The organism is Chitinophaga sp. G7 BAM 1005 (assembly GCF_057126945.1).
In genome coordinates, this window is record NZ_CP181478.1 from 1649654 (window position 1) to 1676299 (window position 26646).

Consider the following 26646-nt stretch of genomic DNA (forward strand, 5'->3'; position numbering starts at 1 on the left):
TAAAATGAATCCCAAGGTTGATTTTTATTTTAATAAAGCTGAAACGTGGAAGAAAGAAATAGAGAAGTTGAGAACGATTGTTCTCGACTGTCATCTGAGTGAGGAATTGAAGTGGGGATGTCCTTGTTACACGTTTGAAAAAAGTAACATCGTTTTAATTCATGTTTTTAAAGAATACTGTGCGGTACTATTTTTCAAAGGCGCCCTGTTAAAGGATCCTAAAGGTATCCTGATCCAGCAAACAGCGAATGTGCAGGCTGCGCGGCAGGTGCGGTTCACCAGTATTCAGGAGATCGCCAAACTGGAGTCTACCCTGAAAGCCTACATTTATGAAGCCGTTGAACTGGAAGAAGCCGGTGTGAAAGTGGAGTTTAAAAAGACTAAAGAATACCCCGTTCCGGAAGAATTTCAAAAGCAACTGGATAAAACGCCGGCTTTGAAAACTGCATTTTATGAATTGACACCAGGCCGGCAAAGAGGATACCTGCTCTATTTTTCTGCTCCCAAACAATCTAAAACCCGGGAGTCGAGAGTGGAAAAATATATAGAGCAAATTCTCGATGGAAGAGGATTAGATGATTAAGGAGAACGGGCTTGTAGCTGCCAAAAACAAATGACTAACCAGAATTATAGCGCTTTGTGGAACTGCCACCTGATACCGTGGATTTTAACCTGGAGGGGAAAAATATTTTTTCCCTGAAAATTATGTTTTCATTTCTTATTCCGGAGAAGCATGTATCTTTAGTATACATGAAAACACTATTTGCATCTGTTATATAATCCCAATAACATGGCCAGCTTCAAACCCTCATGGTCGGGTGTTACCCTCATTATTATCACGCTGTTTAGTCATTTGCCGGTAAATGCACAGTCCCGCCAGTTCTCAGTATCAGGAGGTGGCGCCCTGAACATAAATGATTTCGACTGGTCCATTGCAGGCAATTCACAGGGGCAATTCCCCAACGTTTTATCAGAACTGCATTTTAACAGCATTACCTCTCTTGGTTTTTATCTGAATGGCGCCTACAGGCCGGTGAAATACCTGCGGTTTGATGCGTACTATCAAAGAAACGGTGTAGTCAGTGGCAGCGGTATGGACACGGATTATAAAGGCGATGATCGTACAGATCCTACATTTCAGCAATCCTTTTCCAGCGACAGGGGCTATTTGGAGGTGTTCAGGATAGGCATCAGTGCTGTATTTCTTCAACGTACAAAATTCAGTTTAGGGGCCGGCGTATCCTATAAAAATACCCGGCAAAACTTTATCATTCTCAGCCCGGAGTTAACAGACCTGCAAAGCACTTACACCGCAAGGTGGCGTGGACCAGCGTTTTCCCTGGAAGGTAATTACCTGATCAGCCGGTCGCTGTCAGTTGGCGCCAATATAGCCTATACGTTAATCAGTTACAGGGGAGAGGCGGACTGGAACCTGATAGATATATTCATGCATCCATTGAGTTTTGAACAAACCTCAAAGGGGCACGGCATGGATTGTGGTTTGAATTTCAGATATACTGTTAACGGTTTTCTTTCGTTTTCACTTGACGGAATGCTGGGGAATGCAAGGATTTTCCAAGGAACCGATATATCTTATCTGACAAACGGTACACAGATTTCCACACAGTTCAATGGTTCCGATAATTACTTTTACGGCGTCCGCCTGGGAGCCATCGTTCAGTTCTGATTAGTTTAAATGAACTGGCTATAAACACCTAAAGCCAGTTTTAATAACCGGCAGTTTATAAATTTTTTAAGTAATGGTGCTTACTTTTCCAGTTTGTATTTTATCGTAATCGCCGGCGATACTGCTGTGTTGAGTACCACTAATGAAGTATCCGGGGAATAGGTTATTTTCCCTTTCAGATCTGTTCGTGGCTTGCCGTTTCCATCCATGAAATAGATACTGTCGGCAGTCAGCTTAATTGCAAATACAGAATCTTTCCGGATAGTATATACAAAATCCGTTTTGATATTTGTGCGAAGACCATAAGCTGCGAAATTGGTGCTTTGCAGTGTGTTGTCTTTTGCCAGCCAGGAAAATACATTGCCGTTACTGATCTTTGTCCAGGCCCCTTCCTGTTGTGTCTTTATAGAATCTTCCCGCCAGTCGAATTTAGCACCATAAGTAAAAGGGTCTACCTGTAAGTCATCATCCTTATCGTTCTTATCGCAGGATTGTAATAACAGCAACGTCACAATTGGACATAAAAAAATGAAAAAGTTTTTCATCCGTCGATATTTTAGCTATGTTGAAAAGTAAATTACGTTTTTTATCTTTCAAATGAGAAAGAAGCCTGTCACTTTTTAACAGGCTTCTTCCCGGTATTGTCAACTTAAGGACAAGTAAATTTTCCTAAATCATTGGCCAGCGTACAACAATTAGGAGGGTATGGATTGCCGTTGTTCAAGGCCGCCTGCAGATCAAGTCTTTCACTCGGTGTCATGATTGTATTATCTGACTTGTATACAGTCGGCGCTAATTCAGCATACACATCTGTTCTTGCCATATATGGAATATAGAAGTAGTTTATCCATGACCTGTCGCTGTTGGAAAGAAAACTACCCTGGTAAATATCAGTGCCATCTGTTTTAGTGTACATCGGCAGGCTGGTGTTATGTACAATGGAGGTGCTGCTTGTATAAGAGCTATATCCCATTACAGAAGTGTAATCGTAAGTACCGGTCTGGTAGTAATTGGTGGATGGGATATTAAATTGTGCCAGTCCGGAAGAAGTAAGATTGGATGTATTAACAGTAACAAACGAATTCCTGTCGAGGCGCGTATGTTCATGTCTTAAACCCAGTGCATGGCATATTTCATGAATAATTACACTGTTATCCCATGAATTAAAGGCGAAATCAGCCAGGTTGATACGTTGTACACCGCCTGTTCTTCCGAGGTTTGACTCACTGACATCAGCGCCATCTGTGGACCAGAACTCAATGTTAGGGTAGGTAAATCCATAAGTGGGGTCAACGAGTGGTTCGCAGGTAGCATTGTAGAATCTTACGTTGGTATTGGACTCCATTTCAAGCAGAGCTGAACGTACTTTCTGTTTCTCCGCCAACGTTAAGTTTGATCCGTATATAATTCTCACCATTGCCCATAAATTATAGGCAGTGGGGTATATACTGAATGCGCGTGGAATGGTGCGACCCTGAGCGGTGTTTTGAAAGGGCACATTATAAACCGGGTGTGCATTTTTTTCAGCGCCTACATAGTCGGGCTTCTTCGACTGTAGCTGACCATAGACTTCCAGGTTTTTGTATTGCTCTTTAGTAAGGCGGATGTCGCCTTCCCAAAAATAATCAGCGCCCTTTTTTTCGACTATCACACCGGATTTTAAAGTGATGGGGCCGTCTTTCTGGTTATCTGATTGATTAGATTGCTTATCCTTACTGCAGGACAAGAAAAACAATACTGCTAACAATGGGATTGTTTTCAAATAGTGGGTACGTTTCATGGGTAATTTTTATTGGTTGAAAGAATACTTTGGGTTATTGTGAGACTATAGCAAAAAAAATGAGAATAGGTTAAGCAAATTAGTTTCGTGATACCTGAGGGTCAGTAGCACATATAACGATATCTAAAGTAAAAGAATATTTCTAATTATCGGGAAATTATTTTCAGGCAGATGATTTGTAATCCTAATAATAGGAATGGTCCGCATTGAAATCAGCCTGTATATTTATGATAATCAATTGTTTTCCTCCTGATTAATTTTACCCGGCCGGATTTAAATAGGTTTGAGCTATGCAGGAGCTAATTTTATCAAGCAGGTAGCATTGGTTTATCTGCTTCTTCGGATTTTGAACCCCGGTACCAAAACAAATTTTTTAAGTGTAGAAGTATTATAGCGCACCTGCAAGTTCTTTAACCAGGATATAGATACCTATTGCCAGTACAAACCAGCCAAACCCTTTTTTTAGTCTGCCGGCGGGGATTTTCCGGTTAAGGTAGCTCCCCGCTAAAATACCTGCTATGGCGAGGGAAGTAACTGTTAACAGGAGCTGCCAGTCTATTCCCTTATCATACAGGTTGCCGGTAAATCCTATAAGGGAGTTTAAGGCAATCACGAGCAGGGAAGTACCAACCGCCTCTTTCATGGGAAGGTGTAATAACAATACCAGTGCCGGGATGAGCAGGAATCCACCGCCGGCTCCCAGTAAACCGGTTACTAACCCGATGCCTGCGCCAAACAGGATCATTTTTCCCGTATTGATTTTCCGGTCGGCTATTCCTGCTGAGGGAACTGATTTGCTGCGCATCATGGATACAGATGAGATAACCATCAGAATGGCAAACAAGACCATCGTGAGCCAATTCTCTGTAACCACAAATCCACCTATAGTGGCGATATGTTCCGGTATCGCCGGTACTAACCATTTACGGGTGAGGAAAACAATTGCTGCAGAAATGGCGGCCAACAACAGGGCTATCCTGATATTCACAAATCCTTGTTTATACTGCCTGGCCGCGCCCACAAGGCTTGCGGAACCCACCACGAATAAAGAATAGGAGGTAGCGGTTACCGGAGACACACCAAACAGGTAAACCATCAGGGGCATGGTTAGTATGGAGCCGCCGCCGCCAATCAATCCTAATGATACCCCAATCAGTAAAGAAGCTATATATCCCAGCAGATGCATGTTATGTACTTTCAGACAAAGGTCGCTGCCCCTGCTATTTCTATCAGTGATAATAGTCACGCAGCATTGTTAAAAGGGTTTTCCTGCCCGCGTAACCAAGGTCACTGAAAACTTCTCAATAAGGACAAAGAATAGCCCCGTATTTTTTAAAAGATCTAAAGTTGTAAATTTGAAGCTATGCAGGAACAATATCCCATCCGGAAATTATTTCCCGGACTTGAAGATGGTCTTTATGAAGAAATGATCCAATATGGCGACATCCGGGAAATTCCGGCAGGCACCCTCATGTTACGCAAGGGACAATCCATCAGATCCACCATGCTGATACTGCAAGGTATTGTTAAGCTTTACCAGGAGGATGAGGAGGGCAATGAATTTTTCATGTATGATATAGAACCCGGAGAAGCCTGCGCAGTATCTATGGTATGCACTTACCGGCAGGAGAACAGCCAGGTAGTGGCTAAAGCAATGACTGATGTGACCGTGCTCACCATCCCACTTCAATATATGGATGAATGGCTGGGTAAATATAAAAGCTGGCACTACTTTGTGATCAGGACCTGGCGGGCCCGCTATGAGGAATTGCTGAACACCATCAATGAGATTGCATTCAGAAATATGGATGAAAGACTGGAATTTTATATTAAGGGACAGGTAAAGAAAATGGGGAGGCAGATTAAGCTGACGCACCAGGAAATCGCCACCGATCTCAATTCTTCACGTGAAGTGATCAGCCGCCTGATGAAAAAGATGGAAAAAAATGGCTGGGTTATTATTCACCGCAATTTTTTCGAATGGATTAAGCCGTAAATTTTTTCCTGTGTGACTGGTATCACCGATAGACTGAAATAGAGGCGGCATCTTTGTGGTCAACAGAAAAACAAAACACCATGTATTTTCAGCACATTTATGATAAGAGCCTGGCACAAGGCAGTTATTTCATCGGATGTCAGAAGGCGGGAGTAGCCGCAGTAATCGATCCTAAAAGGGATGTGGATACTTATCTGGAAATTGCACATGAACATAAAATGCAAATTACCCATATCCTGGAAACGCATATCCATGCGGATTTTCTCTCGGGATCGCGGGAATTGGCAGCTCTTACAGGAGCCAGCATGTACCTCTCTGATGAGGGCGGTCCTGAATGGCAATACGAATTTGATCATATTGGTCTCCGGGACGGCAGCCGTATCCAGGTGGGCAACCTTGAACTAACAGTACTACATACGCCGGGACATACACCGGAAAGTATCAGCTTTTTGTTAACAGACAAACCAGCCAGTGAAGCTCCGGTTATGTTATTTACAGGAGACTTTGTATTTGTAGGTGATGTTGGCCGTCCCGATTTACTGGAGAAAGCTGCCGGTATGAAAGGCACCGGGATAGCAGGGGCACACCAGTTATTTGCTTCTCTTAAAAAATTCAGCGCCTTGCCAGGCTTTATACAGGTTTGGCCTGGACACGGCGCCGGTTCTGCCTGTGGGAAAGCGCTGGGCGCAGTGCCTTCCACCACTACGGGGTATGAACTTATCAGGAACCAGGCTTTCCGCTTTGAACAGGATGAAGAAGGCTTTGTGCAGTACCTGTTGGCGGATCAACCTGAGCCGCCGGCATATTTTGCGATGATGAAAAAGCTCAATAAGGTAAACAGACCGCTGCTTACCCAGGTACCTGACCTTAAAGAAATTGGCAAAGATGAACTGAAAGCAGCTTTGGACAAAGGCTACAAACTGATCGATACGCGTGATAAAGCAGCTTTTGCTGCGGGTTATATTCCTGGCAGTATTAATATACAAGACAATAACTCCTTCAACACCTGGGCCGGCTGGTTCCTGGATTATGAAACGCCTTTTATTTTATTGGCAGACCCTTCTGAATTGAACGATCTTACCCGTAAACTGATGCGGATAGGTCTTGATAATATTCACGGTTACATACCCTCTGTAAAAGTATGGGAAGACACTGGCGGTAAACTTGAAAAAGCTTCCGTCATTTCGATAGATAACTTCAAAACCCTCTATCAAAACAATGGAATCCAGGTGGTGGATCTGCGCGGCGCCACGGAATATAATTCCGGGCATATCAAAGGAGCTGATCATGTGTTTATAGGAACCATGCTCAATAATCTCGATAAGGTCAGCAAAGATAAAAAAGTAGTGATCCATTGCCAGGGCGGCGACCGTGCCGCAATAGCATATTCATTGCTTGCCCAAAAAGGTTATAATAATGTACTGAACTTTTCAGATGGTATGAATAAGTGGATAGAGGAAGGAAATCCTGTAGTTCATTGATGAAATCAGTAGTTCAGTAAGGATGGAAAAGGATATTATTCCTGGTGATGTTTTTTACAATAACACGGGCATAACTGCTACTCAGGTCTTCCAGGGAGAGGGGATCGAAAGAGGCTGTTTGTACAGCGTAAACCAATGCCCCGCTGGCAACATCATAGATATTGCTTTTCCAAAACCAGGCAGTATGTTCCTTGTAGTCCTCATAAAATGGATGATACTCATTCATCGCGCTGTAATACATCCAGAAATCATTCTCCCGGAAGGGATAAAGTGAAAAGAGAACTTTTTCGGTGACGTTGTAGATTTCCCTGGATTTATCCCGTAGATCAATAGTTAATACCACGTTTATACTATCCCGCCGGAGTATCTTTTTAATGGAATCAGTGGGCAGGGAAACAAAAGCGCCCTGTCCGTAGTAGGAACAGGCGGAAATGGCCCTGTAACCATGCGCTGTAAGCTGGTTTACCATATGTTTTTCCATAATTTCCTGCATGCTGCTGTCTGGTCCGTGTATTATTGCCAGGACAAGGATATTTTTGTAGTGCTCAGGATGGATGTCTGTTCCTTTCCAGGTTCCTGTAATCCGGGAGGTGGTACACTGACACATGAATATTGAAATAATGATATATAGAAGTATTCTTGGCATCCTTTATTTTTCTATTTACAGTGAGCTATAAACAAGGGGCACTCTAATGCCGACAGCAGGGCATCTGCCATACTGGGGTGAAACCACCTTGACAGGCGGCTTCTATGATAGGCGCCTAAAACAACAACAGTACTGCTATGCCCTTTTTGTAAATACGCGGGGATTACTTCCCACGGAATTCCCTGCAATACATGATAGCTGGCATCAGGGTAGTGTCTTTTCATAAATTCCTTCATCAGCTTTCCGTCCGGCAGATGCAGATCGGACACCGGACTTTTTACGGAAACGACTTTAACCGGTTTATACTTTAAGGCAGGCAGGGTATAGTCAAACATCCTGATGGCATATACCGAAGACGGAGACCCGTCATACAGCATCACTGATTTGTCGAGCCCTTTAAATGTTGATGGTACCAGCAATACCGGGCATACTGCTTCGGCAATCAGGTGTTTCAGAAAGAGGGAGGGCGGGTCTTCTTTACGCCGGTTAAATGTTTCTTTTGACGATATTATCATCAGATCCGCATAGATACTTTCATGTAATATGGCATCTAAAGCCATGTCTTTGTCTTTATGCACAGAGTAGTTGAGTCCCACTTCCTGGCATGCCAGTTCAAACCGTTCTACGCTTCGCGCGCGTGTTTGCTTATCCTTATCTGCATAATCCCTTATCCGCTGATCGGATACGCCCGATTCATCTACGAGATCATGAAGGGCATAACTCCTGTAGGTAATATCCTCAGGGAAAACACCTACAAGATGTGCCATTTCCTGTTGGGCGATAAACACAGCATATGTAACAGTGCTGCTGGAATAATTCAGTCCGTCTAAAATGGTAATCATTTTTTTCATATTCCGTTTTTTTTGCCTGAAAGAAAATGAGAGAACCCAAACCATAATGGGTGAGCAGAAAGATGTTTTTCCTTAAAGAGCAGCACGATAGCCGCTGCCGCCAGCAAAAGCGTAGATGGAAAGGCGGAGCCGGCACCAAGTGGGGCTATCGCTACCAGGAACGTAGTGGCAGCGATTAACCCCAGCTTCATCAGTGCGCCCCTGGCAGCGATAAAAAAACCTGTTGCCAGCTGACATATTGAAATGGACACGACAATTGCGGTAATGTTATCCCGGAAAGCGCCATAAATGAATTGTTCGTACACCGGTGAAACGGTCATTGCACCGTAGACCATAAACAGTTCCGGTTCCCAGATCGCCATAACTGCGTTGAAAAAGGCCGCACCGATAAATATCAACGCTAACACGAATCTCGCAGTAAGAGGCCGGCAAATAGCTGCTATCAATACTACCAGGCTAATTACGTTGGCTACCAGGTAGGTAGGAGAAAAGATATTGGCGTGCATGATACCAGGTTTTGAAGTATGAATGACTGGGAATAATTTCAATGATAAAATTATAAGAGTATTTACTGTGGGTGAATGATACCGGTCATACCTGTTCTTGATTCAGGTCATGACCCCAATGATGACGAAAATCAGGACCCGGACTAATCCGGGTCATATGTTATTTTTCCTTCCGGTGCTACTTTTAAACAAAACAATGCCATGCAAAAGATCGCAGCTATATTTGATGGTCTCAGATTTTCAGAAAGTACCCTTCATTATTCCATTTGGATAGCGAAACAACAGCACGCACATCTGACCGGGGTTTTTTCCTACGACCTGACTTATAACAGTTTTAACGTATACGAGTTGTTGAAAGCAGGAACGGACGAGGCTACTCTCACAAAACTTGAAGCCGCTGATGAAGAAAAGCGGGAGGCTGCTGCCGGCATGTTTGAAGCTGCCTGTCAGAAGGCGGAAATAGCCTACAGCGTCCACCGTAATAGAAATATTTCCCTTCAGAGTGCCCTGGAGGAAAGCATTTATGCAGATTTACTGATCGTAGACGGGCAAGAAACATTTGTGCACAACGTTATGAAGCCGCCTACCCGTTTTATCCGCGATCTGCTGACGGATGTGCAATGTCCTGTGCTGATTGTGCCCGCACAGGTGCAGGCGCCGGCCGTTTTTAGCGATATCAGGAATGTAGTGCTGTTATACGACGGTGAACCGTCCTCTGTATATGCGATAAAAATGTATAACTACCTGTTACCCTCCCTGCAAACATTGCCAACAACTATTGTATCTGTTAATCCAGAAGGAAATCATCTTGAAAATAAGCACCTGATAAAGGATTTCATTAAGAGGCATTTCCCCAAAGCAGGGTATAAAGTAATGGAAGGCATTCCGGAAGAGGAAATTGTGAGCTATATGCTTGAACAGCCGGAGGGGACCATTGTAATACTGGGGGCGTACAGAAGAAGTACGGTTTCCCGGTGGTTCAGGGAAAGCATGGCAGATGTATTGATGCAAACATTATCTTCTCCACTGTTTATAGCTCATAATAAATAATGACTATGATCATAAACAGCCGGATTACTGATCGTGGTCATGTTTTGTGGGCACGGTCGGTAATACCTTAGTGCATTAGGTATTAAAAAATTAGATGATGTCAGATAATTTGAACGGACATTTGCCAGCCCATGAATCCTGGAGATACATATTGAGAGTGATGGAAGATGAAACCATTCTTTTTAAGATAAAACTAGCACATATACTCTCTGACGATTTTGATAGAAGTCATCTGAGGCATCTGGAAGTTTTTCAGCACAGGTTCCTGAAAATGGATGAACAGATAAGTTTACTCAGGCATGAAGTAAGAGAGTTGCAGCAAGCAATGTTATCTAGTAATGAACAAACCCCCCGTCCGGCGAATGTTACAATTTTGCAGAATGTGTTAACCAAAAAAATGGACCTGATACAGAGCAGTTTTGACATATTAGCCTCAGACTTTCAGCTGTATTTGAAAGAACATTTTCCCTCCAACTGATACATCATATTGGTATTGGCTGGTTTCACCGGTTATTCTCCTAAAAGGGCAAACCGGCGAAACTCTTTCCTGCGTTTTACATGGTATTGAGCCACTGCGTATTTTTGAAGGTGTTCCATTGCTTCTTTAACGGAATCTGTCAGTAAGATATATTTCAGATCTGCCGGTTCTATCATGTAGCTTTCAATCATTTTGTGAAACAAAGGCATCAGTGGTTCCCAATAACCGCGGTTCAGCAGTACCAACGGGAAGTTAAGGATCTTATGGGTCTGTACCAAAGTAAGCGCCTCAGAGAATTCATCAAGGGTGCCGATTCCCCCCGGCAATATCACAAATCCATAGGAATATTTGAACATTAATACTTTGCGGACGAAAAAGTACTTACAATTAAATTGCAGGTCAAGATATTTATTGGCGGTTTGTTCCCTGGGCAAACTGATATTACATCCCACCGATTTACCGCCGGCTTCTTTTGCTCCCCGGTTTGCAGCTTCCATAATACCTGGCCCTCCGCCTGTCATCACTGTAAAGCCTAGCTTTGCAATACCTGCCCCGGCTTTCCGGCCTGTTTCGTAATAGTCGGATCCTGGTAGTACCCTTGCAGAGCCAAATACGGCTATGCAGGGTCCTGCAAAATGGAATACCCTGAATCCACGGATAAATTCAATCAACACTTTCACGGAAAAGGAAAATTCCTTTGCTCTTGAACGGGGACCCTCCAGGAAATATTTTTCTTCCCGACCCGGTAATCCGGCCACCGTAGCGGATGATTGCTGGTTTATGTTTACTGCCTGCATAGTTAAATATTGAACCATCAATTTCCGGATATCTTCTTTCCTGTTACGTGACCGCTGTCATATAACAGGATGATTATCCTCATTTTCCGGTGACCGCAACAATGGTAAACTTGTATTAATTAAAACGCCTTTTTTATGCAGATATATATCAGTGAAGAAGCAATGGTAAAGGATATCCAGGAGAAATTTCAGACGGCATATCCATACCTGAAACTGGAGTTTTACAGGAAGCCACATCGGAAAGGGGAGTATTCTTCTGAAGAAGAAAAAATATCTCCGGATACTCCAATGGAAAAAATAAGGATACGGAATGATTCCGGATGGATGGATATCAGCTATTACAGGACAGCCGCAGCGGTGGAACATGACTTTAGCTACATTTTTGGATTAAACGCGCAGATACTCCGCAAAGCAGGAACACTATGGCTGGAAACTACCAGCACTGATAGCTGGACGTTGGAAGAATTGAATAATGCAGGAAAGCCGCCAAAGAGACGCGCTTTCCAGTTGCCCGAGCATCCGGATGAGGATTGATTCAATACCTCCGGTACTACCTAGCTATATTGGCTGAAACGCTTTCAAAATTCTGTATATGAAACTGGTACTGAAATTTGTAAATGGAGTATTTATTACCGCCATTCTTTTATGGACAGGAATTATAGCGTTATATATTTTTACTTCTATAGATCTGTTGTCTTTTAAGCAAGCAGATAATGTGAAGAAGGTAGGGCATTCGCATAGAGTAAATATATCACCTGCCAGCGATGATATGAGCGTTGAAAGCGATAAGGCTGAAATTACAGACACGGCCCGGTATAACAAACTCCTGTTGCACCTGGTACACAATAAGCCATCAGTTAAATGGCCCGTAAATGCGGGCTATCCATTGCCTGGAGCATTATTACCTTATAACCGTATTGTTGCTTTTTATGGCAATCTGTATTCTACACGCATGGGCATACTGGGCGCATTGCCGGAGGCTGAAATGTTAACGCAGCTGGCAGCAGAAACAGAAAAATGGAAGCAGGCAGACACCTGTATGCCAGTGGTTCCCGCTTTGCATTATATCGCCGTTACAGCCCAGAGAAATCCGGGGAAAGATCGGAAGTACAGGTTGCATATGCCGGCGACGGAAATAGATAAAGTACTCCGTTTGGCTGAAAAGGCGCATGCAATTGTTTTCCTGGATATTCAGCCGGGATGGAGTTCCTTGCAGGAAGAGCTTCCGCTACTGGAAAAGTACCTGTTACGGCCGGATGTACACCTGGGTATTGATCCGGAATATTCCATGAAAAACGGACAGGTACCTTGTACCGTCATTGGCACCTTTGATGCGGAAGATATTAATTATGCCATATCCTGGCTGGCTGCACTGGTACAGGAACATAACCTGCCACCTAAGATGCTGGTAGTACACCGCTTCACACAGGGAATGGTCACAAATTACCGCAACATTCACATCAAACCTGAAGTACAGTTTGTGATGAATATGGATGGTTTTGGTGGGGTGGCGAAAAAGATAGACTCCTACCGGTCCTGGATTTCAGGAGAACCAGTGCAATTTACGGGATTCAAATTATTTTATAAAAATGATGTGGTAACCGGCGGGCATCTGATGCAGCCGGCAGAAGTACTTGGGTTATTTCCGCAGCCGGTATACATCCAGTATCAGTGATTTTCTTTTGATGTCATAACAGCGATATGAAATATTTGATTTTACTTATTGTAATGGCCTTTGCTGCCAAAAATACATCAGCTCAGAATATACCGGTATTATGCTACCATCAGATTTATGCAGGGGGAAATCATAAGAATGATTTGCTGCATATCAGCAGTGAACAATTGAATAACCAGTTGAAGACACTAGCAGATAGTGGCTATCATACTATATTTCCGGATGAATTACTGATGTATTTAACTAAAAATATAGCAGCGCCTCCCAAATCGTTCATGATCACATTTGATGATTCACATAAAGAACATTTTTCTATAGCTGATTCTTTATTACGTCGTCACGGATTCAGAGGTGTTTTTTTTGTAATGACAGTTCCTCTTGAAAAACCGGGCTATATGACAGCCGTACAGGTAAAGGCACTTGCTGACCACGGGCATATCATTGCAGCCCATACCTGGGATCATCCACATTTATATACTACCGGTAAAATGGATTGGGAGAAACAATTGACCCGCCCCCGGAAAGTACTGGAGAAAATTACCGGTAAACCAGTATGGTATTTTGCCTATCCTTTCGGTGAGTGGAATGACACCATCATTAGCTATCTAAAGAAAAATGGGTACAGGGCAGCATTTCAGCTAAACGGGCGGCGTGAAAATACAGTGTATACCATCCGGCGTATGATGGTGGACGGGCGCTGGTCGGGGGCCAGATTGCAACAGGAGATGACCAGATTTAATAAAGGTGATTGATGTGGTAGTGTTTGGAGAAGAACTGACAGAGAACGACAATCAGGATGAAGAATGACGGTAATCATTCCTGGGTTTTGAAATTGCTGCTAATTTTATTCAGACAGATAAAAAATGAAAATCATGGAAAGCGATAAAATTTGCCAGAGTTGCAGTATGCCCCTGAATGAGGCGGAGCTTTTGGGAACGGAAAAGGATGGTTCCCTGAGCCAGGAATATTGCAAGTATTGCTATCAGCAAGGTGAGTTCACCCATCCTGATTTGTCCCTTGAAGAAATGAAGGAACACATGATCAGGATGATGGATAAAGAAAAATTGCCCGAAGATATATTGGAAGCGGCAATCAACCGTTTGCCGCATTTGAAGAGATGGGCCGGCAGAAAAGTGGATCATCTTTCGTGAAGAAGGGTGCTACACAGATACAAATCCGCTGTTACTATCATTAAGTATATTTTAATTAAAAAAGCATGAAAAAAATATTACTGGCCTTAGATGGCTCTCATTTTTCCAAAGGCGCTTTTGACTTTGCCTGTCAGTTGAATGATATACAACCACTGTTGCTGACGGGTACATTTTTGCCTAAAATGGATTTCTCTCCTTCCTGGAATTCAGCGCTTGTAACCGGTTCTGTATTTGAACCTACTTTGGAAAGATATAGTGACGAACTGGTAGACGAAAATATAAAAACCTTTGAAGAAGCCTGTATCCGGCGCCATATTGAATACAGGGTACATAAGGCGCCATACGACTTCACTTTAGATGATTTGAGGAAGGAAACACGCTTTGCAGATCTGCTGATACTGGGCAATGAGAAATTCTACGAAAACCTGGGTACCGACATTCCCAACGAGTACTTAAAAATGGCCTTGCATAACGCAGAGTGCCCCGTGCTGCTGATACCGGAAAAATCCCGTTTCCCGGAAACAATTGTTATGGCCTATGATGGCAGCAGGGATGCTACATTTGCTATTAAATCTTTCTGTTACCTGTTACCGGAGTTGTCAGCAAAGAAGGCTATTCTTGTATACGCCACTGATAAAGAAAAGGCGTCCATCCCTGAAATGCAGCTGATGGAAGAATTAGTAGCAAGACACTTTACAGATCTCACTATTCATACGCTGGAAGGCGACCCCGGAAAATATTTTGATACCTGGCTTGCAGATGTTGATAATCCCATGCTGGTGTGTGGGTCTTTTGCCCGGTCGGCTCTTTCAGAATTATTCAGGAAAAGCTTTGCCACTGAAGTAATGAGCGAACATAGAATGCCTGTTTTTATTGCACATTCTTAAATAACGAACGCTTCTTTTTAGAAAATGGAAATAAAATAATGCGCTCTCCGGAATATGGAGAGCGCATTATTTTATTTGCTGCGTATCGTTATCAGATGGTTATTCTCATTTTCTTAATGATCCTTATAATAGTTACCGTTAGTAAGGAGTAGAATAATATAATACACCAGTCTCCCGGGCTAATCACGGTTATACCTAAAATTTCTCTTACCGGCGTTATCCAATAAGCGGCTAACGACAGCAGAATGCAGCCTCCTATGGAGTACCATATGGCAGGGTTGCGAAATACATCCGTTTTATAGAAAGCGATGTCTCTCTTAAAAGTCATATTAAGCACCTGGAATAACTGGGCAAAGATCAATGTATAAAAGAGGATATTATTGTATACCAGGTTGTTCCATTTATCATTGTAATGAAATATCAGATGACTGGTAGCTACTGCTCCCAAAGTGGTAGCCGTGATGACGAATGAATAGACAAAAATGGCAGTCCATCTTTTTTTATCGATAATGAGAGTTTCCGGGGGATAAGGTTTTCGTTGCATAATTTGACCACCGCTGTTGCTGACTCCCAGCGCAAGTGCCGGCATTGAATCTGTCACGAAGTTAATGAAGAGGATCTGAAGCGGGAAAAGCTGGAACGGCAGGTTAAATAGCGCACATATAGCTATTACGAGCAGTTCGCTTAAGTTACATGATAATAGAAAGATTACGAATTTCCGGATATTTTCGAAAATGATCCTTCCTTGCCTGATAGCGGAAACAATAGCGGTAAAAGCATCATCTTTCAACACCATGTCTGCTGCTTCCCGTGCCACCTGTGTTCCTCTCAGGCCCATAGCAATACCAATATCCGCTTTTTTCAGGGCCGGAGCGTCATTTACGCCATCACCGGTCATGGCTACTATCATTTTTTCATCCTGTAAAACACTGACCAGGTGTTGTTTTTGTTCCGGGCTTACCCTGGCAAATACATTGGTTCTTAGCCATTGGGCCCTGTCTGATGCTGTTAGCTGGTCATAGGGCTTCATTGAGCTGCCAAGCATTACATCTTCTCCGGGAGTGGCTATCCCTAATTGCAGGGCAATATTTTTTGCGGTTTCGGGATGATCTCCCGTAATCATAATCACCCTTATTCCTGCATTTTTACATTCTTTAATTGCTGCCATCACACCGGCTCTCGGAGGATCACTGAAGCCAATAATTCCGGCCAGCGTTAAGTTATGCATGAAAGATTGCTCCTGCTTTGATGTTTCCCGGTAGGCAAATGCCAGCATACGGAATCCGGATTGCGCATGTTTCGTGGCAATAACTTTCCATTCTTCTTTTTGTTTTTCTCCCATGTGGCTTTTGCCGTTTTCATCAAGTACAGAAGTGCAATATTTCAATATGTCTTCCACAGCTCCTTTTGCAGCTATATAATAAAACTGATCCTGATCTTTGCTTTTGTGAAGGGTTGCCATAACCCTTGTTTCGGATGAGAAAGGTATTTCATCTGTTTTGGTGAATTGTTGCTGATACTGTACCGGTTTCATTCCGGATGCGTGTATCATTTTAAGCAAAGCTATCTCCAGTGGATCACCAGATGCGCTTGTTTCATTGCCATTGAGTTGGTAGCTGGCCGTATTGCATAATGCGGATATACGGCATAAATGAGTATAAGCAGCTGTTCCCGGGATGCTTTTATTTTCCATCCAATGCATGGAGGAACCTGCGGCATCGATCTGAACACGGGCAGAAAGACTTCCTGTCTGAATAAGTGATACTTCAATTTTATTTTGTGTAAGTGTACCCGTTTTATCAGTGCAGATAACATTCGTTCCTCCCAGTGTTTCTACTGCAGACAACTTTTTGACGATGACATTATGCCTGGCCATCCGCAACATACCAAAGGACAAAGCAAGCGTAGTTACAACAGGCAGCCCTTCAGGAATGGCTGCAACTGACAACGCTATTGCTATTTTTAACACAGTTGTAACGGGCGTTCCATAAAAGATGCTCCCGGTAAATATAGCTACAATCAATCCCAGGGTTATCCAAATCAGCTTTTTACTCAGGATCTGGACTTTTTTCTCCAATGGCGTAGCTACCTGTTCTGACCGTTGAACAATACCGGCAAGTTTGCCAAGTTCTGTTTTCATACCGGTATTCACAACGATAGCAAAACAATTACCTTTCGTAATAAAAGTACCTTTGTACAGCATGTTACTTCTTTCAGATAGCGGGATCTTTTCCGGCAGCAGGTGGTGGACTTTATCTACCGGAAAAGATTCGCCGGTGAGCGCGGACTCATCGACCTGAAGTTGATTGGCGTTAATAATTCTCGCATCGGCAGTCACCATTTCCCCGCTTTCCGCAAACAGCAAATCCCCGGGTACCAATAATTCAGATTTTATTTCCGTCATCTCTCCGTCCCGGACAACCCTTGCCTGAACAACACTCATTTTTTTTAACGCTTCCATAGAACGGTGTGCCTGGTATTCCATCCAGAAACCAATTACGGTATTCAGGATCATCACCGTCAGGATGGCAAAACCATCCAGCCATTCTTTAAAAATGAAGGAAAGAATGGTAGAAACTCCCAGCAGTAATATAAATGGACTGGTAAACTGCCGGAGCAATATTAGTAATGGTTGCCTTTTTTCAGTTGTGGTGATGCTATTATGACCGTGTTTGACCAATCTTGTTGCAGCTTCTTCCTTTGTTAATCCCCTGAGAGGATCTGTGGAAGAGACTTTTGCGATAGTTTCACCGGATAAAGCCCAGTAGTTAACAATTTTTTCTATGTTAGACAGCGGCATCTTTCTTGTTTTTCATGAGCGGACAGCGCCGATACGCCAGCGCATCAATTGACATCAACTTTATTCACCGCAAATGTTCCTTAAAGATATCTGTGCAACAATGACACCTGTCAGAAAACGCGGTGATATCCGTCATATCAAAGATCGCAGCGCTATTCCCTGTACTCCTGATGAAGATCAGCGGGATTACTAATTCCCGTCATTGCAGCCAGAGAAGGCAGCAGGTATCTTTGAACTGCTGCTGGCAAAAGCAGATTGATCAGCATCTAATAACCATCTTGTTGCTAATATGTTTCATTTTTAAATTTAACAGGTATGTCCGCAATTGTCACCATAACATTGAATCCCGCAATTGATAAGAGTACAAGCGTTCCTGCGCTGGTACCGGAAAGAAAGCTGAAATGCAGCGTGCCTCTTTTTGAACCTGGCGGCGGCGGCGTTAACGTGGCCAGGGCTATTATAAGGCTGGGTGGCGACGCAAATGCGGTGTACCTCGGGGGAGGGCACAGCGGTAAATTTTTTGAGTCACTGCTACGTGCAGAGGGCGTTCCGGGAACATCTGTTCCCATTGCGGGGCATACCCGGGAAAACCTGATCCTGACAGACAACAGCAACCATGCGCAGTATCGTTTAGGCATGCCAGGGCCTGTAGTTGACACTTATGAATGGCAGCATTTACTGGAAGTGATCCGGCAGATGGAAGGGATTGAATATCTTGTTGCCAGTGGCAGTTTGTGCCCCGGTGTGCCACCGGATATATTTGCCTCTTTCAGCGCTATTGCAGCGATCAAGGGGGCTCGTTTTATTGTGGATACTTCGGGCGACGCATTAAAGGAAGCTCTGAGGGAAGGAGCTTACCTGATCAAACCTAATATCAGGGAGTTGGCAGGTTTTGCAGGGGTAAGCACTCTTAATACAATGGAAATTGTTGATGTGGCCAAAGAAATCATCAGGAAGAATCGCTGTGAAGTAATAATAGTATCTATAGGAGAGGCAGGGGCGATGCTGGTAACAGCAGATCTTTCGATAAAGGTACCCGCGCCTGTGGTTCGCAGGGTGAGTACGGTTGGCGCCGGAGACAGCATGCTGGCCGGCATTGTTTATAGCCTGTTTGCCGGCAAGGATATCCTTGAGGCCACACAGTTTGGAGTAGCCTGTGGTACCGCCGCCACATTAAATCCCGGTACAGCGTTATGCAAGAAGGAAGACGCGCTGATACTTTTTGAGGAGGTACGCATGAAGCAATCATTAACCACGGGTGTTAAGAGATGAAAATCGGGGGAATAAGAAAGGCATTTAAAACGTTAGGTCCGGGTCTTATTACCGGTGCAAGCGACGACGATCCCTCAGGAATTGCCACCTATTCCCAGGCTGGCGCCGGTTTTGGTCTTTCCACACTATGGATGGCATTGTTCACATTTCCTTTGATGGCAGCTATGCAGGGAATGTGTGCCAGGATAGGTCTTGTAACCTCGCAGGGGCTTACGGCCACTCTCAGGCAGTATTATCCGAAGCCTATTCTTTATGGAATGCTGCTGTTCAGTTTTCCTGCTATTACGCTGAATATCGGGGCAAATATCCAGGCTATGGGGGCAGTTTGCCATATGGTATTGCCGGCTGTTCCGGTATCTGTGTTCTGCGTGGCGATTACACTTTTGCTGATGGTTATTATTATACATTATCCCTATCAGAAAATTGCGATGATCCTGAAGTGGCTTTGTATTTCCCTGTTGTTATACATCATTGTTCCTTTCCTGACAGATCAGAACTGGAAATTGATAGCAAGGGATACTTTTATTCCGGTGATCCGTTATGACAAAGAGTTCTTTTCTATCATTGTAGCCATCCTGGGAACCACTATTTCTCCTTATCTCTTTTACTGGCAAGCTAATATGGAAGCGGAAGACAGGCTGCATAACCATATAATTGTGGTGGATAAGAGGATATTAAATAATATGAAGGCAGATGTTAATACAGGCATGCTATTTTCCAATATTGTAATGTTTTTTATTATTCTAACCACCGGTACGGTACTTTTTCCGGCAGGCATCCGGCAGATTGATACGGTAGACCAGGCTGCAAGGGCGCTGCAGCCGCTCGCGGGCAACCTGACCTATCTCATTTTTGCGACCGGAGTACTTGGAACCGGTTTGCTGGCTGTTCCGGTGCTGGCGGGCGCGCAGTCTTATATGCTGGCGGAAACACTGGGATGGGAAGAAGGACTGGATAAAAAATTTGCACAGGCCAAACCTTTTTATATATCCATTATTGTTTCGCTGCTGGTAGGTCTGCTGCTCCAGTTTTCGGCTGTAAGCCCACTCAGAGCTCTGCTGTACACCGCTATTGTATATGGTTTGACGGCCCCGGTTTTAATAGCGGTTGTTTTGCATATCGGCAACAATAAAAAGATTATGAAGAGCAATACTAATTCGTGGTTTTCTAACCTTTTAGGCACTATAGCGTTAATAATAATGACCGCAGCAGCAATTGCACTAATCTGCTTCCTGCTGTAGTATAACTGAAATCTTCGACCTGATAATCCCCGATTGACTGTTAAAATTGTTACGATGAGTATCCAAAATATGCAGGCAATGGTGTTCACCAAACCCGGTACACCACTTCAGCTTAAAACACTTCCTGTTCCTGTTCCGGCCGCCGGACAGGTTTTGATAAAAATAACCGCGTGCGGGGTTTGCAGAACAGATCTGCATATACTTGACGGTGATCTGCCGCCGGTGTTGCTCCCGGTTATTCCCGGTCATGAAATAGTGGGGGAGGTGGTAGAGCTGGGAGATGAGGTTACGCAGCTGAAGCGGGGCGACAAGGTGGGGGTGCCCTGGCTGGCATATACATGCGGCCATTGTAAATATTGCATGCAGGGGCAGGAAAATCTTTGTGAAAATGCACTTTTTACAGGATATACCGTAAATGGGGGCTATGCAGAATATACGGTTGCCTGGGAAGCATTTTGCGTTGCAATGCCTGCATTATATGATAACGCAGCCGGTGCTCCTATGTTATGTGCAGGATTGATTGGTTACCGTTCCTGGCGGATGATGAATGAACATGCGCAGCATATTGGTATTTATGGTTTTGGTGCAGCTGCCCACATTCTCACGCAAATAGCAAGGTTCCAGTATAAGTCTGTATATGCCTTCACAAAACCGGATGATGGCGCTGGTCAGCAATTTGCCCTGGAAATGGGTGCAACATGGGCCGGCAGTTCCCTGGAGGCTCCACCCGTAAAGCTGGATGCCGCCATTATTTTTGCGCCGGACGGTAGCCTGGTGCCTGTTGCCCTATCTCATCTGGACAAGGGCGGAACTGTAGTATGTGGTGGAATTCATATGAGCGGCATTCCGGGTTTCCCCTATAGTATGCTCTGGGAAGAAAGGGCTATAAAATCCGTAGCCAATCTGACACGGGAAGATGCAATATTATTTTTCAGGATAGCGCCGCTGGTGCCTGTTAACACATCCACGCAACTCTTCCCGTTGCACCAGGCAAATGAGGCACTGGAAAATTTGCGGGCCGGAAATATTAAAGGTGCAGCTGTATTGGTAATGCCATAGTCGTAAATAATTCAACTGGCCTGCAGGAATTTATACATTGCGCCACTGTGGTTATGTTTTTTCAGATTTGCATCATGAACCGTCAGGTATTCTATAATATTTTGCATATTGACGGTTCCGGTTACCCGGCCCTCTGACACTACCGATAATGCTGCTGCTCTATTTTCCAAAAGCTTGTCAATCACTTCTGTCATCGTACTTTCTGCGTCAAGTTTTGGCACATTGGCAGTCATGAACTGTCTGACGGTTTCACCGTGCTTTCCTCCTGATAGCGCGCGAAGGATAGCGCTCCGCTCAATTATACCAGCAACAGTTTCATCATCCATTACAAGGAAATATTTATCCTGGTGAAACAGCATTTTTTCAGCAGCCTCGCCAATGGTCATGCCTGCAGGAAAGGAGCTATAAGTGGTTACCGCCAGATCCTTTAAATACAAACCTTTTGCAGCTGTTTTCAGGTAAGTCAGTTTTTCCTCGCCCGCTCCGCTGGCTATAATAAAAAGACCGATAAGCATCAGGATAATATCAAAAATAATCAGCCCGCCTATAATGAAGATGGCTGCTATTATCCTGCCTGCAAAGGCAGCTATGGCGGTTGAGCGGGTTGTGTCCATGCGCAGTTCCAATATTCCTTTCAGTATTCGTCCACCATCCATAGGAAAGGCTGGGATCAGGTTAAATAAAGCCAGCATTATATTAACAACATACAGGTAATAAAGAAAATTGCTCTGGTCCACAGATTCGATTACTTCTGCCGCTTTCCAGAATGGCGGGTATCCGGAGATGAAAGGGAGTAATATTAATGCAATCAGCAGGTTCACCATCGGGCCGGCCGCACTCACAATAATTTCGGGTATTGGTTTATCGGGCATTTTTTCCATAGCGGCAATGCCCCCTATTGGCAGCAACGTGATGCTTTTGGTGTGAATACCATATCTTGCCGCTGCCAGTGAATGGCCAAGTTCGTGAAGTACTACGCATGTGAATACGGCAACAATCGCCATTGCTGACCACAATATTTCGCTATTCGCGGTTCCGGTGGCACTTTGTATAAATAATATCAACGCCACAAACAACGCAAAAGACCAATGCAGGTAAATGCTGGTATGTTTGATAGTGAGTAATTTTAAACTGTTTTTCATTTCATAATATTTAACTAGTAAAGCAATAAAACAGGAGTTACGAATGATGAAGTGATCAACGGTGCGCCATGAAAACCGGTACCTTATATTCATCCAGTATTCCGGCTACAAAGCTCTTTTTGAACAACTGGGATAGTTCAGACCGGGCAAACGATCCGCAAACCAATATGGGAGCGTTGACGGCTGCAAGCCAGGTATCAAAATGTCTTTCCGGCGTTGCTTCCAGCGTATGTATGGTGAGATCTGTGAAATGCCTTGTTACCAGTTCCTCTATAGATGAAAGGTCCGGAATAGCTGCTTTTTTCTTGGATGTTGCGTATACCAGGATCGTTTTTTTATTGGAGAACTCCGGGAAAAGGTAACAAAAACTTTTAATGGCGAAAGCTGCATTTTCGCTACCATCATAGGCAAGGACAACACTTTCAGGAAAAACTGACTCTTCAGGTATCAGCAAAGAAGGGCACTCTGCATCATGTACCGCCATTCTGAGATATTCATTGGGAAATTCCATGCTGATATCTTCAAAGAATTTGCCGCTGTCCAGTATCAACAGATCTGTGAAGCGGGTTTCTTTCTTCAGTTCATACATGGCGGCGTCATAAGGGTGTTTGTGGACGCGGTATTCAATGTGCCGCCGGATACATTCCTGCTCAAATGTTTTCACGTTCTGTGCTATCTGCTCTGCGGTATATGCTTCCAGCGTTGGTATAAACGCAGCACCTCCGCCAGGTGAATAACTCCAGGAAGCAGAAATATCTACCCGGGGTAAAAATGCACCGGTCAGAAGAATGGGTTGTATTTCATTGAGCCGGGAAGCGAATTCAAAGGCTCCTCTGGCGAAATGAGCGCCATCAAAAGCCAGTAGTATCTTTTTCATAGATCAGTTTTACAGTAAAAGTACACGCCTGTGCTTTCAGGAAAAATGATTTCCGGCAACTATTGTATTGATCTTAATCAGGTGGAAAAAATATGATGAGGATCAGAGAAAGGACTAACAACTGTCATTTGAAACAGGATAGTGAGGAGCGTATATTCGGGTTGTAATATAATGAGGAAGTTGGTAAGAAAATAGTAAAGGCCCTATAACAATGAATATATAAAAAGCAGACGATGAAATATGAGTTGAGTGGAATGCTGCATCAAAATGAAGCCTGGAAGGAAATATTGAAACAGCTGGAAAACGAGAATATCTTCTTTAAAACAAAATTGACAGATATTCTGACAATGGATCTCGCTAAAGCGCAATTGGCACACCTGGAATTTTTCCAAAGCAGGTTTCTGAAAATGGATAGCCGGATAGGTTTACTCCGGCATGAGATCCGGGAGTATACCATTTTGCTGAAACAGCTTTTGCAAACAGATAACCAGGAGCAGGAGTTACTGAACCGGTATAAGAACCTGGAAGAAAACATCTTTTCCATCCGGGAGAGCTTTCAGCTTTTAAGGGCCGACTTTCAGGACTATTTATCGGATGCGTTTCCCGGTACTTTAATAAAGCATATTGGATAATTTTTTTTCATCCAGGAGCACTACGGCGCCTTCCCTGATATCAATCAGTTTTTCGTCCCGGAAATCGCTCAGTGTGCGGATAAGCGACTCAGTAGCGGTACCTGCAATAGTTGCCAGGTTTTCGCGGCTCACGTTGATGATGAAAGGCTGTTCATTTTGAGTATTGTATTTATTGTGAAGACTGATCAGCGCTTCGGCCACTTTTTTGCGAAGCGAATTATAGGCAAGCCCCAGCAGCTGCTGCTCTTTTGCGGCTACATTTTTAGCCAGCATGCGGATAAGCTGAACAGCTATTTCATGGTTATTATGCATAAGCTCTTCAAAATCGTCCAGAGGAATCATGGCAACTTCGCTTTCTTCCATCGCTATGGCTGTTTCTTTGTAAATGGTGCCTTCCAGTAAAGCGGTGTAACCAATGAAGTCGCCGGCGGTGAAAAGATCTATTACCAGCTCTTTACCCAGATCATTGGTTTTTATCGTTTTTATTTTACCGCGTTGCAGATAGAATAAGCGGGTAGGGTGATTACCTTCTGTGTAAATGGCTTGCTTCTTTTTGAATTTATCAATGTTCCTTCCTTCTGCCAACGCTTTGAGCGACTCTTTGCCGGTGGCTTCATACATCAGTTTGTTCAGTCCCTGCAGATCAGGCGCAAAATGTTGTTTCCTGATAGCAGCTTTTTTTAGCCTTCTTTCTATGGCATCCCATAACTCAGTTCCGCTGAATGGTTTGGTAATATAATCATCTGCTCCCATACCCATTCCTTTGCGAAAGTCGCTTCTTTCAGTTTTAGCAGTCAGGAAGATAAACGGGATATCCTTCATTTCTTCGTGCTGTTGCATCAGGTGCAATACGCCAAAACCATCCAGCACCGGCATCATAATATCACATATCACCAGGTCGGGTTTGTGGTTGAGGATCATTTCCACTCCGATCTTACCATTTTCTGCCGTGATCACATTGTACCCCGCTATAGCAAGAATATCCACTGTATTTTCACGTAATTCCTCGTTATCTTCAATTAATAAAATAGTTTTCATGATTGATAGGGGATGTTTTTAGCATCTAACTGAAAATTAATTGTAAAGGTAGTACCGGTATTGAGTTCACTTTTACAGGAAATGCTGCCATTCATCAATTCGGTGTATTTATTTACAATATGTAATCCGAGACCTGTTCCCTGTATATTGCTTACATTGGCGCCCCGGTAAAATCTTTCGAAAAGATGTTGCTGATCTTCGTGCGACATGCCGATGCCAGTGTCCTTAACGGTGAGGGAAAATGCATGGTCACTTTTCACAGTAAAGATTTCTATCACGCCATCGGACTTTGAAAATTTGATAGCATTTCCAACGAGGTTCATCGTAATGTGCTTAAGCAGCGAAGGATCCAGCAATACTGTTGGCTCCCCGCTGTGGCGGTATTCAATTACCTGCTTTTCTTTGGCTAATTCCTGCATCTCCTGAATGATGTTATTGAAATAGTCTTCTATGTCGAAATCAGCAAGCCGAACCTGTACTTTTCCTTCCTCAATTTTACCTACAGAGAGAAAATCGTTCAGGGTATCGGTCAGCAAAGTTACTGAGTTAACAATCCGTTGTATATGTTTGTTCCGGGTTGGCTGATCTTTTTCTTCTGCATAATGTTTTACCAGGAACGCGGAAGAGAGGATGGTGCTGAGAGGAGTTCTGAACTCGTGGGATGCCATAGATACAAAACGTGACTTCAGGTCTCCCAGTTCTTTTTCTTTACTTAGTGCTGCTGTCAGTTCTTCTTTTGATATTTTGAGTAGTTCCAGCGCTTTTGTGAGCTGCTCGGTGCGTTCTTCCACCATGCCTTCCAGCTCATCGTTAAGTCTTTCTATTTTTTCTTCCGCCTTTTTTCTTTCAGTAATATTATTGACATAGGCGATTACAAAGTGTCCTTCTTCATTGGCATAATGACTAAGACTGATTTCCACCGGGAATTCTGATTCGTCTTTTCGAACGGCAAACAAGTCCATGCCAATACCCATAGGCCTGCTTTGGGGGTGGGCATTGTAGCGGTTCCTGTGTTTTTCATGCCTGTCATGAACGCGCCTGGGAATAAGCACTTCTACTTTATGACCTAACAGTTCTTCCCGCCTGTATCCAAACTGGTCAAGGGCGAAGTCGTTGATCAGCATAATTTCTCCCTGTTGATTAGTTACCAGGATACCTATGCTGGCATAATCGAACAGGGCGGCAAAGCGCTCCAGCTCCCTGTTAAGCTGCTGCTTGAATCTGCGGTCTGCCAGGGAATCTGTGATGCGGAAAAAGCAATATTCCTTATTGTTATTGCGTAGTAATATTTCGTCATAAAGTCCCCGAAATGTTTCTCCCCGGATGTTTTGCCATTGGCGTTCTTTTGCCGGAAGATTATCTTCTGCCGCCCTTGCACTGAAACTGCCTCTACCCAGCTGATTCTGGTCAATCAGTAATTCAAGTTCAGCGTAATCATCTGTTCCCAGCATTTTCATGCCGGCCTCACTGATATAAATCAGCTGTCCGCTTTCCTGTTCCCTTATCGCTACAAGGCCCGGCATACGTTCCATGATAGCGGCAAACATACCCAGCTGAAAATTAATGTCCAGATCACTGATAGAAAAGCTCATAGGCTTAC

The 26646-nt window shown here is 43.8% G+C and carries 26 protein-coding genes; 14 read left to right on the forward strand and 12 right to left on the reverse strand.

Annotation, left to right across the window (positions count from 1 at the left end; genetic code table 11):
* Nucleotides 1–4 precede the first annotated feature (4 nt).
* On the forward strand, nucleotides 5–583 hold the full coding sequence (locus tag ACMXI2_RS06680) for a YdeI/OmpD-associated family protein (protein ID WP_483780923.1): 579 nt from the start codon (nucleotides 5–7) through the stop codon (nucleotides 581–583).
* Between the two features lie 207 nt (nucleotides 584–790).
* Entirely contained in the window at nucleotides 791–1687 is an 897-nt protein-coding gene (locus tag ACMXI2_RS06685) for a hypothetical protein (protein ID WP_483780924.1), read from the forward strand.
* Between the two features lie 80 nt (nucleotides 1688–1767).
* Here ACMXI2_RS06685 and ACMXI2_RS06690 read toward each other — a convergent pair whose 3' ends face one another.
* The 3 genes from ACMXI2_RS06690 to ACMXI2_RS06700 form a co-directional block, all read right to left on the reverse strand.
* Nucleotides 1768–2232, reverse strand: a complete 465-nt coding sequence (locus ACMXI2_RS06690; protein WP_483780925.1) for a hypothetical protein — start codon at nucleotides 2230–2232, stop codon at nucleotides 1768–1770.
* 104 nt (nucleotides 2233–2336) lie between these two features.
* Nucleotides 2337–3467 (reverse strand): M12 family metallopeptidase, encoded by a 1131-nt coding sequence (locus ACMXI2_RS06695; protein WP_483780926.1) that lies wholly within the window; start codon nucleotides 3465–3467, stop codon nucleotides 2337–2339.
* 388 nt (nucleotides 3468–3855) lie between these two features.
* The gene (locus ACMXI2_RS06700) at nucleotides 3856–4713 is read right to left on the reverse strand and encodes a sulfite exporter TauE/SafE family protein (protein WP_483780927.1); all 858 of its coding nucleotides are present in this window, start codon (nucleotides 4711–4713) and stop codon (nucleotides 3856–3858) included.
* A gap of 117 nt (nucleotides 4714–4830) precedes the next feature.
* Between ACMXI2_RS06700 and ACMXI2_RS06705 the strand changes: the two genes are divergently transcribed.
* Nucleotides 4831–5463, forward strand: a complete 633-nt coding sequence (locus tag ACMXI2_RS06705) for a Crp/Fnr family transcriptional regulator (RefSeq protein ID WP_483780928.1) — start codon at nucleotides 4831–4833, stop codon at nucleotides 5461–5463.
* Between the two features lie 80 nt (nucleotides 5464–5543).
* A complete protein-coding gene (locus ACMXI2_RS06710; protein ID WP_483780929.1) occupies nucleotides 5544–6944 on the forward strand; it encodes an MBL fold metallo-hydrolase in 1401 nt (466 codons plus the stop codon).
* A gap of 13 nt (nucleotides 6945–6957) precedes the next feature.
* Here ACMXI2_RS06710 and ACMXI2_RS06715 read toward each other — a convergent pair whose 3' ends face one another.
* The 3 genes from ACMXI2_RS06715 to ACMXI2_RS06725 are packed head-to-tail and all read right to left on the reverse strand — an operon-like array spanning nucleotide 6958 to nucleotide 8947.
* The gene (locus tag ACMXI2_RS06715) at nucleotides 6958–7551 is read right to left on the reverse strand and encodes a hypothetical protein (protein ID WP_483780930.1); all 594 of its coding nucleotides are present in this window, start codon (nucleotides 7549–7551) and stop codon (nucleotides 6958–6960) included.
* Nucleotides 7552–7601: 50 nt separating this feature from the next.
* A complete protein-coding gene (locus ACMXI2_RS06720) occupies nucleotides 7602–8441 on the reverse strand; it encodes a universal stress protein (protein WP_483780931.1) in 840 nt (279 codons plus the stop codon).
* Nucleotides 8438–8947: a hypothetical protein gene (locus ACMXI2_RS06725; RefSeq protein ID WP_483780932.1), complete on the reverse strand. Its 510-nt coding sequence runs from the start codon at nucleotides 8945–8947 to the stop codon at nucleotides 8438–8440. The genes ACMXI2_RS06720 and ACMXI2_RS06725 overlap by 4 nt, the downstream gene beginning before the upstream one ends.
* Before the next feature lie 201 nt (nucleotides 8948–9148).
* On the opposite strand from ACMXI2_RS06725, the gene ACMXI2_RS06730 reads away from it, so the two are divergent.
* Nucleotides 9149–9997, forward strand: coding sequence for a universal stress protein (locus ACMXI2_RS06730; RefSeq protein ID WP_483780933.1), 849 nt, complete (start codon nucleotides 9149–9151; stop codon nucleotides 9995–9997).
* Between the two features lie 510 nt (nucleotides 9998–10507).
* Here the strand turns inward: ACMXI2_RS06730 and ACMXI2_RS06735 are convergent.
* Nucleotides 10508–11272 carry an LOG family protein gene (locus tag ACMXI2_RS06735; protein ID WP_483780934.1) on the reverse strand — a complete coding sequence of 255 codons (765 nt, stop codon included), beginning with the start codon at nucleotides 11270–11272 and terminating at the stop codon, nucleotides 10508–10510.
* Nucleotides 11273–11407: 135 nt separating this feature from the next.
* Here ACMXI2_RS06735 and ACMXI2_RS06740 point away from each other — a divergent pair, with 135 nt between their 5' ends.
* The 5 genes from ACMXI2_RS06740 to ACMXI2_RS06760 all read left to right on the forward strand — a co-directional run bounded on the left by ACMXI2_RS06740 (nucleotide 11408) and on the right by ACMXI2_RS06760 (nucleotide 14985).
* Entirely contained in the window at nucleotides 11408–11806 is a 399-nt protein-coding gene (locus ACMXI2_RS06740) for a hypothetical protein (RefSeq protein WP_483780935.1), read from the forward strand.
* A 58-nt stretch (nucleotides 11807–11864) separates the two neighbouring features.
* Complete coding sequence (locus ACMXI2_RS06745; protein ID WP_483780936.1) at nucleotides 11865–12947, forward strand: hypothetical protein; 1083 nt, start codon at nucleotides 11865–11867, stop codon at nucleotides 12945–12947.
* 26 nt (nucleotides 12948–12973) lie between these two features.
* Entirely contained in the window at nucleotides 12974–13699 is a 726-nt protein-coding gene (locus ACMXI2_RS06750) for a polysaccharide deacetylase family protein (RefSeq protein WP_483780937.1), read from the forward strand.
* A gap of 120 nt (nucleotides 13700–13819) precedes the next feature.
* Nucleotides 13820–14098 (forward strand): zinc ribbon domain-containing protein, encoded by a 279-nt coding sequence (locus ACMXI2_RS06755; protein ID WP_483780938.1) that lies wholly within the window; start codon nucleotides 13820–13822, stop codon nucleotides 14096–14098.
* A 65-nt stretch (nucleotides 14099–14163) separates the two neighbouring features.
* Nucleotides 14164–14985, forward strand: coding sequence for an adenine nucleotide alpha hydrolase family protein (locus tag ACMXI2_RS06760; protein WP_483780939.1), 822 nt, complete (start codon nucleotides 14164–14166; stop codon nucleotides 14983–14985).
* Between the two features lie 91 nt (nucleotides 14986–15076).
* Here the strand turns inward: ACMXI2_RS06760 and ACMXI2_RS06765 are convergent, their stop codons facing one another.
* Nucleotides 15077–17785: a cation-translocating P-type ATPase gene (locus tag ACMXI2_RS06765; RefSeq protein WP_483780940.1), complete on the reverse strand. Its 2709-nt coding sequence runs from the start codon at nucleotides 17783–17785 to the stop codon at nucleotides 15077–15079.
* Nucleotides 17786–18100: 315 nt separating this feature from the next.
* Between ACMXI2_RS06765 and ACMXI2_RS06770 the strand changes: the two genes are divergently transcribed.
* Genes ACMXI2_RS06770 through ACMXI2_RS06780 form a run of 3 tightly spaced genes read left to right on the forward strand, consistent with a single transcriptional unit; the run spans nucleotide 18101 to nucleotide 21357 of the window.
* Complete coding sequence (locus tag ACMXI2_RS06770) at nucleotides 18101–19057, forward strand: 1-phosphofructokinase family hexose kinase (RefSeq protein WP_483780941.1); 957 nt, start codon at nucleotides 18101–18103, stop codon at nucleotides 19055–19057.
* On the forward strand, nucleotides 19054–20298 hold the full coding sequence (locus ACMXI2_RS06775; RefSeq protein WP_483780942.1) for an NRAMP family divalent metal transporter: 1245 nt from the start codon (nucleotides 19054–19056) through the stop codon (nucleotides 20296–20298). The genes ACMXI2_RS06770 and ACMXI2_RS06775 overlap by 4 nt, the downstream gene beginning before the upstream one ends.
* Before the next feature lie 54 nt (nucleotides 20299–20352).
* Nucleotides 20353–21357: a zinc-dependent alcohol dehydrogenase family protein gene (locus ACMXI2_RS06780; RefSeq protein WP_483780943.1), complete on the forward strand. Its 1005-nt coding sequence runs from the start codon at nucleotides 20353–20355 to the stop codon at nucleotides 21355–21357.
* 11 nt (nucleotides 21358–21368) lie between these two features.
* On the opposite strand, the gene ACMXI2_RS06785 is transcribed toward ACMXI2_RS06780, so the two are convergent.
* On the reverse strand, nucleotides 21369–22499 hold the full coding sequence (locus ACMXI2_RS06785; RefSeq protein WP_483780944.1) for a site-2 protease family protein: 1131 nt from the start codon (nucleotides 22497–22499) through the stop codon (nucleotides 21369–21371).
* A gap of 55 nt (nucleotides 22500–22554) precedes the next feature.
* On the reverse strand, nucleotides 22555–23376 hold the full coding sequence (locus ACMXI2_RS06790) for a hypothetical protein (protein WP_483780945.1): 822 nt from the start codon (nucleotides 23374–23376) through the stop codon (nucleotides 22555–22557).
* Between the two features lie 233 nt (nucleotides 23377–23609).
* Between ACMXI2_RS06790 and ACMXI2_RS06795 the strand changes: the two genes are divergently transcribed.
* Nucleotides 23610–24008, forward strand: coding sequence for a hypothetical protein (locus ACMXI2_RS06795; RefSeq protein WP_483780946.1), 399 nt, complete (start codon nucleotides 23610–23612; stop codon nucleotides 24006–24008).
* Here ACMXI2_RS06795 and ACMXI2_RS06800 read toward each other — a convergent pair.
* Nucleotides 23988–25046 (reverse strand): response regulator, encoded by a 1059-nt coding sequence (locus tag ACMXI2_RS06800; protein WP_483780947.1) that lies wholly within the window; start codon nucleotides 25044–25046, stop codon nucleotides 23988–23990. The genes ACMXI2_RS06795 and ACMXI2_RS06800 overlap by 21 nt on opposite strands.
* A complete protein-coding gene (locus ACMXI2_RS06805; protein WP_483780948.1) occupies nucleotides 25043–26638 on the reverse strand; it encodes a sensor histidine kinase in 1596 nt (531 codons plus the stop codon). The genes ACMXI2_RS06800 and ACMXI2_RS06805 overlap by 4 nt, the downstream gene beginning before the upstream one ends.
* Nucleotides 26639–26646 lie beyond the last annotated feature (8 nt).

Coding starts and splice junctions, on each gene's coding strand:
- ACMXI2_RS06680 (WP_483780923.1), top strand. CDS start 5: ATGAATCCCAAGGTTGATTTTTATTTTAATAAAGCTGAAACGTGGAAG.
- ACMXI2_RS06685 (WP_483780924.1), top strand. CDS start 791: ATGGCCAGCTTCAAACCCTCATGGTCGGGTGTTACCCTCATTATTATC.
- ACMXI2_RS06690 (WP_483780925.1), bottom strand. CDS start 2,232: ATGAAAAACTTTTTCATTTTTTTATGTCCAATTGTGACGTTGCTGTTA.
- ACMXI2_RS06695 (WP_483780926.1), bottom strand. CDS start 3,467: ATGAAACGTACCCACTATTTGAAAACAATCCCATTGTTAGCAGTATTG.
- ACMXI2_RS06705 (WP_483780928.1), top strand. CDS start 4,831: ATGCAGGAACAATATCCCATCCGGAAATTATTTCCCGGACTTGAAGAT.
- ACMXI2_RS06710 (WP_483780929.1), top strand. CDS start 5,544: ATGTATTTTCAGCACATTTATGATAAGAGCCTGGCACAAGGCAGTTAT.
- ACMXI2_RS06715 (WP_483780930.1), bottom strand. CDS start 7,551: ATGTGTCAGTGTACCACCTCCCGGATTACAGGAACCTGGAAAGGAACA.
- ACMXI2_RS06720 (WP_483780931.1), bottom strand. CDS start 8,441: ATGAAAAAAATGATTACCATTTTAGACGGACTGAATTATTCCAGCAGC.
- ACMXI2_RS06725 (WP_483780932.1), bottom strand. CDS start 8,947: ATGCACGCCAATATCTTTTCTCCTACCTACCTGGTAGCCAACGTAATT.
- ACMXI2_RS06730 (WP_483780933.1), top strand. CDS start 9,149: ATGCAAAAGATCGCAGCTATATTTGATGGTCTCAGATTTTCAGAAAGT.
- ACMXI2_RS06735 (WP_483780934.1), bottom strand. CDS start 11,272: ATGCAGGCAGTAAACATAAACCAGCAATCATCCGCTACGGTGGCCGGA.
- ACMXI2_RS06740 (WP_483780935.1), top strand. CDS start 11,408: ATGCAGATATATATCAGTGAAGAAGCAATGGTAAAGGATATCCAGGAG.
- ACMXI2_RS06745 (WP_483780936.1), top strand. CDS start 11,865: ATGAAACTGGTACTGAAATTTGTAAATGGAGTATTTATTACCGCCATT.
- ACMXI2_RS06750 (WP_483780937.1), top strand. CDS start 12,974: ATGAAATATTTGATTTTACTTATTGTAATGGCCTTTGCTGCCAAAAAT.
- ACMXI2_RS06755 (WP_483780938.1), top strand. CDS start 13,820: ATGGAAAGCGATAAAATTTGCCAGAGTTGCAGTATGCCCCTGAATGAG.
- ACMXI2_RS06760 (WP_483780939.1), top strand. CDS start 14,164: ATGAAAAAAATATTACTGGCCTTAGATGGCTCTCATTTTTCCAAAGGC.
- ACMXI2_RS06765 (WP_483780940.1), bottom strand. CDS start 17,785: ATGCCGCTGTCTAACATAGAAAAAATTGTTAACTACTGGGCTTTATCC.
- ACMXI2_RS06770 (WP_483780941.1), top strand. CDS start 18,101: ATGTCCGCAATTGTCACCATAACATTGAATCCCGCAATTGATAAGAGT.
- ACMXI2_RS06775 (WP_483780942.1), top strand. CDS start 19,054: ATGAAAATCGGGGGAATAAGAAAGGCATTTAAAACGTTAGGTCCGGGT.
- ACMXI2_RS06780 (WP_483780943.1), top strand. CDS start 20,353: ATGAGTATCCAAAATATGCAGGCAATGGTGTTCACCAAACCCGGTACA.
- ACMXI2_RS06785 (WP_483780944.1), bottom strand. CDS start 22,499: ATGAAAAACAGTTTAAAATTACTCACTATCAAACATACCAGCATTTAC.
- ACMXI2_RS06790 (WP_483780945.1), bottom strand. CDS start 23,376: ATGAAAAAGATACTACTGGCTTTTGATGGCGCTCATTTCGCCAGAGGA.
- ACMXI2_RS06795 (WP_483780946.1), top strand. CDS start 23,610: ATGAAATATGAGTTGAGTGGAATGCTGCATCAAAATGAAGCCTGGAAG.
- ACMXI2_RS06800 (WP_483780947.1), bottom strand. CDS start 25,046: ATGAAAACTATTTTATTAATTGAAGATAACGAGGAATTACGTGAAAAT.
- ACMXI2_RS06805 (WP_483780948.1), bottom strand. CDS start 26,638: ATGAGCTTTTCTATCAGTGATCTGGACATTAATTTTCAGCTGGGTATG.